The organism is Psychrobacter sp. ANT_WB68 (genome assembly GCF_008369115.1).
Taxonomy (GTDB): Bacteria; Pseudomonadota; Gammaproteobacteria; order Pseudomonadales; family Moraxellaceae; genus Psychrobacter.
In genome coordinates this window covers 550,154-563,463 of record NZ_VOAZ01000001.1, presented here as the reverse complement: position 1 = coordinate 563,463, position 13,310 = coordinate 550,154, and the positions used below count along the sequence as shown (strand labels likewise).

At 41.1% G+C, this 13,310-nt stretch carries 11 protein-coding genes; 1 reads left to right on the top strand and 10 read right to left on the bottom strand.

Features of this window, described 5'->3' with window-relative positions; all coding sequences use genetic code 11:
* Positions 1-89: 89 nt before the first annotated feature.
* From FQ084_RS02420 to uvrB, 3 genes are all read right to left on the bottom strand, one after another.
* Positions 90-1,160: a pyridoxal phosphate-dependent aminotransferase gene (locus FQ084_RS02420; RefSeq protein ID WP_149489033.1), complete on the bottom strand. Its 1,071-nt coding sequence runs from the start codon at positions 1,158-1,160 to the stop codon at positions 90-92.
* A gap of 379 nt (positions 1,161-1,539) precedes the next feature.
* On the bottom strand, positions 1,540-2,331 hold the full coding sequence (locus tag FQ084_RS02415) for a hypothetical protein (protein ID WP_149489032.1): 792 nt from the start codon (positions 2,329-2,331) through the stop codon (positions 1,540-1,542).
* Positions 2,332-2,467: 136 nt separating this feature from the next.
* Positions 2,468-4,579 carry an excinuclease ABC subunit UvrB gene (gene uvrB, locus FQ084_RS02410; protein WP_149489031.1) on the bottom strand — a complete coding sequence of 704 codons (2,112 nt, stop codon included), beginning with the start codon at positions 4,577-4,579 and terminating at the stop codon, positions 2,468-2,470.
* 466 nt (positions 4,580-5,045) lie between these two features.
* Between uvrB and dps the strand changes: the two genes are divergently transcribed.
* On the top strand, positions 5,046-5,528 hold the full coding sequence (dps, locus tag FQ084_RS02405; protein WP_149489030.1) for a DNA starvation/stationary phase protection protein Dps: 483 nt from the start codon (positions 5,046-5,048) through the stop codon (positions 5,526-5,528).
* 182 nt (positions 5,529-5,710) lie between these two features.
* Here dps and FQ084_RS02400 read toward each other — a convergent pair whose 3' ends face one another.
* The 7 genes from FQ084_RS02400 to FQ084_RS02370 form a co-directional block, all read right to left on the bottom strand.
* The gene (locus tag FQ084_RS02400; protein WP_262880629.1) at positions 5,711-6,442 is read right to left on the bottom strand and encodes a DUF2059 domain-containing protein; all 732 of its coding nucleotides are present in this window, start codon (positions 6,440-6,442) and stop codon (positions 5,711-5,713) included.
* A gap of 105 nt (positions 6,443-6,547) precedes the next feature.
* A complete protein-coding gene (locus tag FQ084_RS02395) occupies positions 6,548-7,636 on the bottom strand; it encodes a cation diffusion facilitator family transporter (protein ID WP_149489029.1) in 1,089 nt (362 codons plus the stop codon).
* A 199-nt stretch (positions 7,637-7,835) separates the two neighbouring features.
* The gene (locus FQ084_RS02390) at positions 7,836-8,444 is read right to left on the bottom strand and encodes an acyl-CoA thioesterase (protein ID WP_262880628.1); all 609 of its coding nucleotides are present in this window, start codon (positions 8,442-8,444) and stop codon (positions 7,836-7,838) included.
* A 195-nt stretch (positions 8,445-8,639) separates the two neighbouring features.
* Positions 8,640-9,050 carry a DUF2177 family protein gene (locus tag FQ084_RS02385; protein WP_149489028.1) on the bottom strand — a complete coding sequence of 137 codons (411 nt, stop codon included), beginning with the start codon at positions 9,048-9,050 and terminating at the stop codon, positions 8,640-8,642.
* 40 nt (positions 9,051-9,090) lie between these two features.
* A complete protein-coding gene (locus tag FQ084_RS02380) occupies positions 9,091-10,449 on the bottom strand; it encodes an SAM-dependent methyltransferase (RefSeq protein ID WP_149489027.1) in 1,359 nt (452 codons plus the stop codon).
* A gap of 61 nt (positions 10,450-10,510) precedes the next feature.
* Positions 10,511-11,542 (bottom strand): DUF1365 domain-containing protein, encoded by a 1,032-nt coding sequence (locus FQ084_RS02375; protein WP_149489026.1) that lies wholly within the window; start codon positions 11,540-11,542, stop codon positions 10,511-10,513.
* Positions 11,543-11,565: 23 nt separating this feature from the next.
* On the bottom strand, positions 11,566-13,299 hold the full coding sequence (locus FQ084_RS02370; protein WP_149489025.1) for an NAD(P)/FAD-dependent oxidoreductase: 1,734 nt from the start codon (positions 13,297-13,299) through the stop codon (positions 11,566-11,568).
* Positions 13,300-13,310 lie beyond the last annotated feature (11 nt).

Sequence of the window (13,310 nt, the reverse complement as noted above, 5' to 3'; positions counted from 1 at the left end):
TATAAAACCCAGTAGAGAAATCAAAAAAGGGAAGCTACAATTTAAGCAGCTTCCCTTTTTGGTGAATCAAATCATACGATTTAGCTTACTCACACCCAGCCTTTCTTCCGAAATAACTGTAATGCGTCAATAACGACCGTCATCTCTTCGGGTGTACCAAGTGTAATACGATTGAAACCTGGGATAGAAGGAAACTCGCGACCGACCGCAATACCATGTTCGCGCATTTTATTGATATAGGTTTGCACATCGCCGTTTACTTCATAAAAAATAAAATTGGTTTGTGAGGGTAAATAACGTAGCCCTAACTCATCCAGCGCCGTCTCCATCATTTGCCTTGCTTGATTAGTAGTTTGCAAACTGTGCGCCAAAAACGCCTCATCTTCGAGCGTTGCGATTGCAGCGACGGCACCTGAGATGTTGATATTATCCGTAGACATTAAAGACCCAATGTCTGCAATAAGCTGCGGATTTGCAATCGCATAGCCCACGCGCAAACCTGCAAGACCAAATAATTTTGAAAAGGTGCGAACGACAATTAGGTTATCTGATAGCTCCTGCTTTATCCACTCAACGCCACTCTCAAAACTTGGGTCTGTGACATATCCGAAGTAGGCTTCATCCAATAAGAAGTAATGGTTCTTTGGGGCATTTTTTATCCAAGCTTTGAGCGTATCCGTCGCAGTAATAATTGCCGTGGGATTGTTAGGGTTGCACAGATAAAACAAGCTAATACCGTCAAACTCAGTGGCAGCTTTTTGTAGATTGTCATAGTCTAAATCATAGTCATCGCGAGTTAATGGTACTTTGACCACTGGTACGCCAAGAGAGATTGCATACAGCTCTGCACAGCCAAAGGTTGGGTCTGGAATGACTAGCTGAAACCCTACTTCTGTCTTCAAGGCTTTGTCATGCAGCATTTGCACAACAGCCCTGATACTCTCAATTGAGCCATTACCCAACAAGACCTGTTTTTCAGGTACGCCATTGAGAGCGGCTACTTTGGTCATTAATTTAGCGCGCTGCTTATCGGGATAACGAGCAGCGCCATCTAAAGCAGTAAGGATAGCTTCTTTGGCAGAAGCTGACATGCCTAAGGAGTTTTCATTGAAGTCTAATCTGAGTAATTCATTGGTATTATTATTGATACTATTATGCATGATAGATAATCCGCCTAAGTCGTCCGTGAGTAATAAAGCGCATGCAGCTGCTTGATATCATATTAAGTGGCATTTTCTATAATTACAAGTTATCTAACGGCAAATTATTAGTTATCAATGCTAATGGGTAAAGCTCTATCTTTTAGTCCTAATATATACCTCTAAAATATAAGACGTAAGTTACAAGACAATACTCTCAATCTATGATCATTCAACCTTTATATTCTCTGCATAGATATCAGGTGCGGCTTGAAATATTAACTAAGTTTTATTAATCTACAATACTTAAAGCGACTATCTTTTCTAGGTAAGGCTATAGCATGGGGTGCCAAAGCTAACTCTTAATTCTGGTCTAGAAGACTTCTATTCAGGTTATTTTTTATCTATGTGAGTTATCATTTTTAAGAGGAGTCCCATTTAGTATAACTACTTCAAGCTGTTCTACAATAAAGTAGATAAAAGCGCACGAGTAATCAGAATATCTTTGTAGCTCTAAGCTAATCTTATCAATTGGTTCATTTAGCATATTTTTAAAATAGTCAAACTCTGACAATTTTGCATCAACTTTGTTTAGATGTTTAATTTTATTATTTAATACACGAAGCTCATTTATGTTTTTGTAAATCTCTAAATTCTCATCAGTGTTAAGAGACAGACTTTGGAACAATTTTAGAGTTTCATCCCATCTAAATGGGATTTTGCTTGAAAGTCCTGATAAATCATAGAAGACTTCCAAAACTTTAGCGATGGTTTGTTCAGTCAAAACCCATAAACCAACTATAAAGTGTTGATCAACCAAAGATTTAATATTGTTCAAATACATTTCTTCAGTGTAAATACTATCTCGTATTCTATACTTAGAAATCTGAAAATCATCTAGCCCACTTAAATCTAAATTAGCTTTTAAAGCAGTCTCTATACTCTCAACTTTTCCATAAAAAGCTTTAGCACGATTATCCAAATCTCTATATTGCTTGACCAACTTAATATAAGATAGTTGATGAGTAGCACAAAGCTCTTCTTGTTTGAAAAGATAAGTAGAAGATACCCTCATATCTAGTTCTGTAAAGCCAATACCAAGAACAGGTTTTAGTGGATTCAAATCGTTCAGAATATAGTCTCGTCTGCTAATAGCTGGTGCTACAGATTTTAAATCTTTTACAGCAATCATTTTTACTTACCTTAACTTTAGTATTCGTATTGAGTAGTAAGTTTTATCCAGTGAATCCTACTTAAAGCATTCAAAAAAAGGCGAGTTAACTAACCGTTAACCCGCCTTACTGTTTTTACATTCTACATATTATTGTCTAAATCAAATGCGCTTTTAACTCTAGCACTTTATCGCGCGTTTTTGCCGCATCTTCAAACTTCAAGTCACGCGACATCTGCTTCATCAGCTTCTCAAGACGATTGATTTCTTTAGCCAATAAATCAGGACTACGCAAGATACTGATATCGACATCGGGAAGATTGCTCTTAATTGGAATCATCTGATTATCATTGGCATCAAGGTCATCACCTGTATCGATTTTATCGGTGATACTACGGCGTGCGCCTTTTGGCGTAATGTTATGCTCAAGATTAAAGGCCACTTGTTTTTCGCGGCGACGATCGGTCTCATCAATCGCTTTTTGCATACTGTTGGTAATACGATCGGCATAGAGAATGGCTTTACCATTAATATGACGCGCAGCACGACCAATAGTCTGAATTAAAGCACGTTCAGAGCGCAAGAAGCCCTCCTTATCAGCATCAAATATCGCGACCAATGATACTTCTGGCATATCAAGACCTTCACGTAGCAAGTTAATACCAACCAGCACATCGTGCACGCCCGTACGCAGCTCATGGATAATCTGCATACGTTCAAGGGTATCAATATCCGAATGTAGATAAGCAACTTTGACGTCGTATTCTTTCAGATAGCTGGTCAAGTCCTCTGACATACGCTTGGTTAAGGTAGTGATTAGCACCCGCTCATCTTTTTCACGGCGTTTAGTAATCTCCGATAGCACATCATCGACTTGCGTTAATACTGGACGAATCTCAATCTCAGGGTCAATCAGACCCGTTGGACGCACGACTTGCTCGACCACTTGCTCGCTATGCTCAAGTTCATACAACGCTGGCGTTGCGCTGACATAAATGGTCTTGGGCTTGATACGCTCCCACTCTTCAAACTTCATTGGGCGGTTATTCATCGCACTTGGTAAACGAAAACCATAATTAACCAAATTTTCTTTACGCGATCTATCACCTTTATACATCGCGCCAATCTGCGATACCGTCACGTGTGATTCATCAATGAATAGCAGCGCATCTTCTGGAATATAATCAAACAAGGTCGGAGGCGCCTCGCCTGACGGACGACCAGACAGATGCTGCGAGTAGTTTTCGATACCATTACAGTAACCTAGCTGTTGAATCATCTCTAGATCATACTGGGTACGCTCTTTAAGACGCTGAGCTTCAACCAACTTATTATTGTCGCGAAAATACTCAAGACGTGGCTCAAGCTCCGCACGAATCGTATGACTGGCCGCCTCTAACTTATTACGCGGCGTCACATAATGCGATTTTGGATAAATAGTAATACGCGGCACCGTACGCACCGTTTTGCCCGTTAAAGGGTCAAACCATGTAATTTTTTCGACTTCATCATCAAACAAATGCACACGTACCGCCAGCTGCTCAGACTCAGCAGGATAAATATCCAACAGCTCACCGCGCAGACGATACGTACCACGCCCAAAGTCGAGCTCGTTACGCATATATTGCATTTCAACCAAGCGCTTAATCGTCGCAGTGCGGTCTATTTTGTCACCAACGACGACATGCAGCAGCATTTTGAGATAACTTTCTGGATCACCCAAGCCATAGATGCACGATACCGACGCGACGATGATCGCATCACGACGCTCTAATAAAGCACGCGTGGCTGAAAGACGCATTTGGTCAATATGATCATTAATGGCACTGTCTTTTTCGATAAAGGTATCGCTCGCTGCGACATATGCTTCCGGCTGATAATAGTCGTAATAACTGACGAAATACTCAACCGCGTTATTGGGAAAGAACGATTTAAACTCTCCATATAACTGCGCGGCAAGCGTCTTATTATGCGCCATGATAATGGTAGGACGTTGAGTCTCAGAGATAACCTTTGCCATGGTATAGGTCTTACCAGAGCCCGTCACACCCAGTAGTAGCTGCTCATCCATGCCAGAATTAATACCGTTAACCAGTTTTTTAATGGCTTGCGGCTGATCGCCTGCGGGCTCAAATTCGGTGACCATCTCAAAGGCGCGACTTGATATTTGCGTACCAGACGCATTGACACCACTAATTTCAGCTTCGCCTTGCAGCTGAGTGGCCAATTGGTTTAACTGACGCGACGAGCGCGGTTCAGGCATTCGCATAATGGCTGTCTTCCTGATTTTTTATAATAGGTTAGGTTTATAACGATGTGGGGTCTAAATAGCCGTTTTTAAAGGGTAATGACTGCGTTTATCCTCTAACGGACATAGTATGTAAAAACCAAAGTAAAGATTAAAGTAAGCCCTAAACGAACAGCTAAATAGCGTCCAAAACAGAAGCTTTAACGCTCTTATTTCTAGGACTCCTACTGCAATATAAGCATTGGTTGTTTATAAAAAGCGCACAGAATGGTGCTTAAACTTACAAAGCTTTTCACGATTAACAAAGTCCTTACACGACCACTTAATAAAGCCTAAAACATAGTGGTTCAATCATTTTCATAAGTTGCTACTATAAATACTGAATTAATCGACAAGTAATATTAATCAGTAAGCCCTAAGTACAGTTAACAAGATGCTGAAAAGTTAATACAAAACCTAATAAAAACTTAAAATAATGGAGTAAAGTATGAGAGAACGTTACGCAAGTGGAATAGATGACTCAACCGCAAAGAAGATGATTGATCTATTAAACGCTAACTTAGCGAATCTGATTGATTTAAGTATGGACAGCAAGCAGTGCCATTGGAACTTGCAAGGTACTGGCTTTATCGGGGTGCATCAGCTATTAGATGACACTTATGGGCGCTTAACGGAGGCTTATGATACCGTTGCTGAACGTATCGTTATCCTTGGTGGTAAAGCCAATGGTATCTCTAAACGTGTCGTTGAGGACTCTATCTTAGAGACTTACCCGACTGACATCACTAAAGTAGATGAGCACGTGCGTGAGCTGACCAATCGCTATAAAACCATTGCAGCCTCATTACGTGAAGGGATCGATACTGCAGGTGATGCGGGTGATGAAGATACCGCTGACCTATTAACGGAAGTCAGCCGTATTGTCGATAAAGATGCTTGGTTTATTGGTGCCAATGCGCCAAAGAAATAGGCATTATATGAAAAAATAAAATACGCATTTATAATATAAGTTATAAAAAGGTCACTTTTATAGTGACCTTTTTTATATTTAAGAGTTTTTTATTTGTGTTTAGAAAATTCGAGTTTAGTCAGTAGCTTGTTAGTCAGTGACTTTAATCATGAGCGTTTAGGTCAGACCTTAAAACAATAGTGTTAAAAAACACCTTTAATTATTTGCTTCATCTGCGGTAGCAGCTCGCCTAGTTGTGCTTCGGTTTCACTGGTATCTTCAGGTAAAGATTGCTGTAAAAAAGCAGCCGTAATTTGCGGCTGTTTTGCGAGAATACTTTGACCCGTTTCCGTATCATAAAATTTGATTTGGGCATCAACTTCCGATTGCGTATAGTAAGTCTTAGCCGCACTGATATAAGCTTTCGTCAAAGTTTGCGCGTCTGTTGCATTGCCTATCCCATTGCTCATAATCTTAGCATACTGGCCTAAGACACTTTGAATTTGCTCCTGCAGCTGACGTTGACGCTTATTTAGTGGCTTATCATTTACTTGCTGACTGGCGTTTTGAGCCTGTTGTTGTGTTTGCATATTGATGGCATCCATAGCCGCCTGTTGGCCATTAACGATAGATTGTATTTGCTCGTCAATATGCATCACCTGCATAAGCTTAATAATAGAAACATCGGCCGGTGCTTGTTTATTATTATTTTGCTGATTGGCGATATTGTTAATAGCATTATTTACTGGCGTCGCGACTTGTTGTTTTTGATTAGACTGACTGGCTTGCTTAGGCTCACTATGGATAATCAATTCTGCATTGGCATGGACTATAGGAGCTGACATAAGCGTTGCCACAACTAAGCTAAGTAATGGACTGATAATGGTCGTACGTTGGTTTGATTTTTTTATAGTAGCGTTATTAGAACGTTTCATATTAGGCTCTCATTATTATAGTTTTCGGTATTATAGTTTTAAGTAGTACGGCTATCAGTTTTCAGTTATGAATGTTCAGTTACTAAATAGACCTTTTAAACAGTATCAGCTATCTGGTGGGCGTAAAATCTCAGCATTAGGAATTGACAGCGTTAGGATGGCTTCTTGAAATAGCGGATTGGCGCGAAACTGATTTTCAATATCTTCAAATTTTTGCGCGATTTGCTGTTCTTTCTGGTTACCAGCGATGTCTACTGCAGCCACCATAAATACTTTTTTGGGTCCGACCCATTCCAAATGTAAATAAGAGACGCTATCAATATCCGGATGATTTAATAACTCAGTTAATATGTAGCAATGCATTTTTTCTGAGACTTTATAGCCCACCAAAAAGTCGCGATTGCGGCTGATTAAAAAGATAGCGACCATACCCAACAGTATACCGACAACAATCGACCCAAGTGCATCCCAAAAAGGTTGCCCGGTATAAGCATGCATGCCCATCGCCGCTGCGGCAATGACCAAGCCAATGACCGCTGCTAAATCCTCAAAGAAGACGCCGCGCAATGTTGGGTTTGAGGTATCAATAACATAACCAAGGGCGCTAAGGTTGATAGCCTCGCCATGTTTTTTACTTTGCAAATAAGCTTGCAATAAGGAAAAGCCTTCAAGGACAAAGGCCACTGCTAAGACAATAAAGCCGATGGTATAGTTGGTGTCAGTTTCGGACGCATTCCATTCGGTAATACCGGTATAAATAGAAACAATGGAGCCCGCCATAAAGACGCCAAAGGCAGCAATCATCGACCACACGTATGATTCTTTACCATAGCCTAATGGATGGCTTTTATCAGCAGGTTTGATCGACTTTTTTTCTGCAACGATTAATAAAGTACCATTACCCGCATCTGCCCAAGAGTGCGCGGATTCCGCTATCATAGAAGCAGAACCGGTCATAAAGGCCGCAATTGTTTTGGCAATGGCAATAATAAGATTTGCCCCAACCGCAATCAGCACAGTGATCAATGATGAAGATTTATGATCATCTTTTTTGTCATTATCATTGGGTGCAGGTTGAGAGGAAGTATTCGTGACATCAAAACGCGTGCTATTACCACCGCGAGTGCGACTGGCCTGCAGTATTGACTGCTCTGTAGAGTAGGATTCTGATAATCCTGAGGGTTTTGAACTCATATGAGTCTCTGTTTTATATAATGGGTTAAGGCAGCCAAATAAAACAGTCGAGCTATCAATGTTAGCCGTTTTACCTGTTTTTTTATCTGCCTTATTTACCATTAAATTTAACCAAAAACCGAGCGCTAGTCAGTAAGGTTTTCGTGAGACTTTGTTTAAGTATTGATAGCTTTAATAGACGCGATAGTTTGAGAGCGCCCTACTTCGCATTGCTACGCTGAGAAAGCTCGCCAACCATGCCTTTATCCGCCTTGTTTTCAGCGTCTAGATTTCCAGCGCCTAAACTTTCACCAATCATTTGATTAATATCACAACTGGGACGATGCGAGCCTTCCATACGTAGGTTTTTACGCGCTAAGCCTGCATCAAAACGGCATTGTTGCATCTCATTTTTAATTTCAAGCTCAGGCACAGGGGTTGGCTTACCATTATCGTCAATTGCTACCATAGTAAAATAGCAGCTATTGGTATGGCGAATCGTACGGGCGCGAACATCTTCGGCTTCAACACGAATTCCCACTTCCATAGACGTTCTGCCGACGTAGTTGATACTGGCTGCAAAGGTAACCAACTCGCCGACATAGATAGGCTCACGGAACATTACCTGATCGACCGATAGCGTCACGACGTAACTACCACTATAGCGACTGGCGCAAGCATAAGCGACTTGATCAAGCATCTTGAGCAAATCACCGCCGTGCACATTGCCTATAAAGTTTGCCATATCTGGCGTCATTAACACCGACATATATAACTCATGGTTTAAAGGTGCACTTTTGGCAGTAGAGCTGGTATTGTATTGCGACATAATATTCCTTACCGTTATCAGAAGCCTATCTATTTTGAATGTCCGTTATACAGCAGCCTCTGATAAATCGCAAATAAATGCCCGCTAAAGTACAGTCTTACGGGTATAAATGCCAAATTTTATGTCATGATAATAAATAGCAATTAACCAAAGTATCTTTGATTAACTCGTAAATGCGCTCACTGAATCGGCTCATTAGCTCAACCAATGAAAACGATACGCAAGCCAAGCGACAATCGCGCTAACCGTGCCTGTTAACAGTCCGCCCCAGACAAAGTCTACCAATGCAGTATCTAAGGTATAGCCTTTATACAGTGCCAAGCTGGTAAAGTCATAAGTACCGTAAGCCATCAACCCTATCAAAGCACCCATTAAAAAAATATGACCGAGCGAAGCCTGTGCTTTGATTTGTGGGTATAAGATAATGATGCACAGCGCCAATAAATAAAACAGATAAAACACGCCCGCTGCAATCATATTGGGCTCATCGGCAAGCAGATGTCCGATGCGCTTTTCATAAAAAAGACCAGTCATCGTCTTTAGCCAGACCGCATCGATGCCTAAAAATATAGCCACAGCAGCAAGATAGATATATACATAACCCATAATAATATCCTTTTATAATAGGGACTAAAAATGCAGCCTATTAATGCCATGCATCAATATTGTTTGGCTTGACCGCGGTGACTTGTACTACTCCAATCGTCCGCTCCAAAAATCCGCCTTCGCAGTAGCAGAAGTAAAACTCCCATAGGCGAATGAACGCTTCATCATAACCGAGCGCTTTAATCTCTTCACGCTGTGCCATAAACGCAGTACGCCAATCGCGCAGTGTGTAAGCATAATCAAAGCCGTAGTCATGCAACTGCTTAATGACCATATCTGTCTTTTCGGTAAATTGCGTAGTTAATTCTTGATTGGATAATAGACAACCACCGGGGAAAATGTGGGTCTGAATAAAATCGACTGACTTTATATAATCTTTATAATGTTGATCATTAAAAGTAATGGCTTGCAATACCATCAAGCCCGTCGGCTTCAGCAGGCTATTGCATTTGGCAAAAAACGTCGGCAGATATTCGTGTCCGACTGCCTCAATCATCTCGATACTGACCAACTTATCATACTGTCCGGTCAGCTCACGATAGTCTTGTTTTAATAGCGTGACCTTATCTGCTAGCCCAGCCGCTGCAACACGGCGCTGCGCCTCTTCATATTGCGCGTCCGATATAGTTGTGGTCGTTATCTGACAGCCATAATGATGCGCGGCATAAATGGCAAAACCGCCCCAACCAGTGCCAATCTCTAGCACAGTATCCTCAGGTTTTAGTTGTAGACGCTCACAAATCAAGGCCAGTTTGTGCTGCTGCGCCTCAGCCAATGTCGTATCTACATTTTTATAAACTGCTGATGAATACATCATCGTATCGTCTAAAAAACGCTGGTACATCTCATTACCCAAATCATAATGCGCTAAGATATTAGATTTCGCGCCAGATTTATCATTGCTGCGCAGCTTATGATTAGCCCGCTCAAACGTTTTATTGATACCTGCAAAACGGCTTTCTAACTGATTAAGCACTGCCAAATTACGTGCCGCCAGTCGAATCAAACCTGTCAAATCATCCGTATCCCATTCGCCATTGATATAGCTGTCCGCTAGCGCAATAGAACCGCCAAATAACAACTGACGATAAACGTTGCTGTCATGAATCATAAGTGTGATGTCTAACGGATGACGACCGATAGCTGAGCTGCTCATGTTGTCAGAAGATGGTTTGCCAAAAAGATGCGGCTTAGCATCTTGTCCAACAAAATCCTCAATAATAGTAATACTGCCAAATTGAATATGAGTGAGAGCACGAAATATGGCTTGTTTTGCTACATAATTCACGCTGCTATTGATAGGTTGTAAAATAGCGCTTTCATTAATCGTTCGGCTCATACGGGCGCTAATTCTTCCTAATTTTGAGGCGGGTGCTCTGTCGGTTGGTCGTGCTGACATTCTGTAATCATCCTTGTTTAAATGCATCATGCTGAATATTAGACTTCTAAAGTCGTGGGGCTTATTTTTGCAGTTTATTTCTCATACCCGGTTTTTTACCCGTCTCCGATTGCTGCTGTTGGCTATCGGCTAACTTTTCATCATAGTTAATATAAGGCACTTTTTTAATGGCATAGAGTTTGAAAGCATGCCAATAGATGCGGGTCAAAGACGTCACATTCATCAATGGGTTTTTGCGCAAACTTTCGAGAATGGTGATTGCTGTCATTGGTGTACCAGACATTTTTATACCTGTTTTTAAAACCTCACCGCGCGAGTCACTGATATTAATAGCAATCCGAACTTGTAAACCGTTTTGCGACTGTTTTTTTGTCTCAGTTTTTACTGTACTTTTTATCGCAACTTGCCAGCAATACTGCTGATCAATGGGATTAAACGGCGACACATGAAAGTCTTTATCATGACAAAACTCTGTATTTGCGCCGTCTAATAGAAACCCATAATAATGGCGTTTGTCCCATGGAGTATTTGACACCTCTGCTAGCAGATGGGTAGGATTTTGCTCGCTATCAAAACCTAGATAGAAATTCACTGGGCTAAAATAAATACCAGCATTGCGGCAAACAAGCATCCCAATCATATCGCCTGTTGGCGCACTACCCGTCTGTTTAGTAAATGCCTGTATTAAACGCTGCTCTAGCGCTTGGTCAGCGCTAAATGCCTTTGCTGTATTTGATTCTGTATTCTTATTTTTACTTAGGCTATTTTCTTCTAAACCTAACCCTGGTAAATAATCATTGGGGTGGAATTGCTGCAAGGCCTTTTTGGTACCAGAGAATAAGAGCAGTTTTTTTAAAATCTTACTTTTGGGAAAAACTGACGTATTAATATTAACTTCTGGGAGTGGTTGCCCTGCCGCTAATGCACTAATATTGACCCCCCAATAACGATAAGGATAAGCAAATTTATGCATACTGGGTAACAAGCGACTGTGCCATGTACTTCCATAAAAAATTTGGTGCGGCAATCTAGTATGAATATCATCTAAGTCTTCATTTGACTTAATATTAGACGGTTGTAACGCAGTATTCATCATGCCCTCCTTGGCTAAGCCAACTAAGTGTTTTTGGCTTTACGACGCGTAAAAAATCCCAGTTTTTTCTTACTGTCTACTTTGGCAGATGGCTCTAGAGTTGCAATATATACCACTAATTCTTGATTGGTCGTGGCAGTGATTATCTGACGTTTTTTAAGTTTACGTAACTGTTTGTCTGCCTTTATTGGCAAGTCTTTATATCGGAACGGCGTATGAGCACTCTCGGTATCAGGCAGATGATTTGGGTCAACGGTATCCTTAATATCGATGTCGCATCCTAATGCCTGACAGACGCGTAGCGCACTTCTTACGCCATCTTCATGAAAGCCATTGAACCAATAAGCACCGCAAAAATGGGTATGCAAATCAACACCAGAAATACGTGACCACTCATCTTGTGCAGCAATCATCTGGTTATTAAACACTGGATGGCTATAGTCTATACGCTTGATAACTTGACTCTCGTCCACCTCATGATTGAGCGTCACTAAGTAATTATGCTGTTTGGTCAAGCGCTGCAAAATATTCATATGATAGGTCAATACAGGCTTTATGGTAGTTTGAAGCGGTTCTTTATCATTCTGAATAGAATTTCTATCACCGATTAAATAATTCCAACTTGCCCAAGCGAGCGACCTCTTTGGTAAGACTGAAGTATCGGTATGTAAAACAGCAGTGTTACTGGTAAAGGTAAAAGGGCTCAATACTTCTTGCTCAGTCGGACTGGCATCTTGTAATATTTTAAGCGCTGTATCTGCATGACAAGCAAAGATAACCTCATCAAAAACCAGTGCTTGCACAGCTACTTTAGCTTCATTATTCATACTACCTTTGTCATTGGCGTCAGTTTTATCAGCAAGCGTCAACGTGACTTTATCATTATGGCGGATGACAGACTGCACGGGACTGTTGACCAAAACGGTACCACCCATTTTTACAAAGCGTGTCACCAGTTTATTGACATACTGTTTAGAACCACCTTTGATAGTGAACCATTGCGGGCGATTGACCACATCAAGCAAACCATGATTGTCAAAAAATTGAGCAAAAAATATTAACGGAAATTCTTGCACGTCATTCAAGCTAGTTGACCAGATAGCAGATACCATCGGCAGTAAATAATTGTCCGTGAATAAGTCACCGTACTTTTTAGTATCTAGATACTCGCCTAGCGTTTGTTTGGTAAAAACACTGATATCCTGCCCTTGTGTACGAGCTGCCTCATAATCTTGGCGCAGCTGGCGCACTTGCTTATTGAACTGCAAAATATCGGTGATAAATGCCCAAAACTTAGGACTAAGAATATTTTTGCGCTGCGATAACAAAGTATTGAGCGTATGACCGTTGTATTCAAAATTGCGCGCGGTATTCTTGACAGAAAAACTCATATCCGTCGATTGAAACGGCACTTGCAGCTCATATAGTAAACGAAAAAAATTGGGATACGTTCGCTCATTAAAAACGATGAAACCAGTATCTATGGCGCTTTTTTCAACCTTATTAGACTTGGATTTTTTACCATCTTGCAGCGCCACATCGATGGTATTGACGTGCCCGCCGATATAGTCATTGGCTTCAAACACTGTGACTTCAAATTGCGCTGCTAGATAATGCGCACATGTCAGTCCTGACACACCCGAGCCAATGATAGCGATACGCTTTTTAGCTTGGGCATTTCGCGTATCCTGTAGATGACGGCTTGTATGATCAATAACGGCTTCTGTGTGCTTAGATTTACGGCGCAAAAATGGCATAGCGTATTCCT

Coding starts and splice junctions, on each gene's coding strand:
- uvrB (WP_149489031.1), bottom strand. CDS start 4,579: ATGCGAATGCCTGAACCGCGCTCGTCGCGTCAGTTAAACCAATTGGCC.
- FQ084_RS02390 (WP_262880628.1), bottom strand. CDS start 8,444: ATGTCGCAATACAATACCAGCTCTACTGCCAAAAGTGCACCTTTAAAC.
- FQ084_RS02370 (WP_149489025.1), bottom strand. CDS start 13,299: ATGCCATTTTTGCGCCGTAAATCTAAGCACACAGAAGCCGTTATTGAT.
- FQ084_RS02385 (WP_149489028.1), bottom strand. CDS start 9,050: ATGGGTTATGTATATATCTATCTTGCTGCTGTGGCTATATTTTTAGGC.
- FQ084_RS02380 (WP_149489027.1), bottom strand. CDS start 10,449: ATGTCAGCACGACCAACCGACAGAGCACCCGCCTCAAAATTAGGAAGA.
- FQ084_RS02420 (WP_149489033.1), bottom strand. CDS start 1,160: ATGCATAATAGTATCAATAATAATACCAATGAATTACTCAGATTAGAC.
- FQ084_RS02395 (WP_149489029.1), bottom strand. CDS start 7,636: ATGAGTTCAAAACCCTCAGGATTATCAGAATCCTACTCTACAGAGCAG.
- FQ084_RS02415 (WP_149489032.1), bottom strand. CDS start 2,331: ATGATTGCTGTAAAAGATTTAAAATCTGTAGCACCAGCTATTAGCAGA.
- FQ084_RS02375 (WP_149489026.1), bottom strand. CDS start 11,542: ATGAATACTGCGTTACAACCGTCTAATATTAAGTCAAATGAAGACTTA.
- dps (WP_149489030.1), top strand. CDS start 5,046: ATGAGAGAACGTTACGCAAGTGGAATAGATGACTCAACCGCAAAGAAG.
- FQ084_RS02400 (WP_262880629.1), bottom strand. CDS start 6,442: ATGAAACGTTCTAATAACGCTACTATAAAAAAATCAAACCAACGTACG.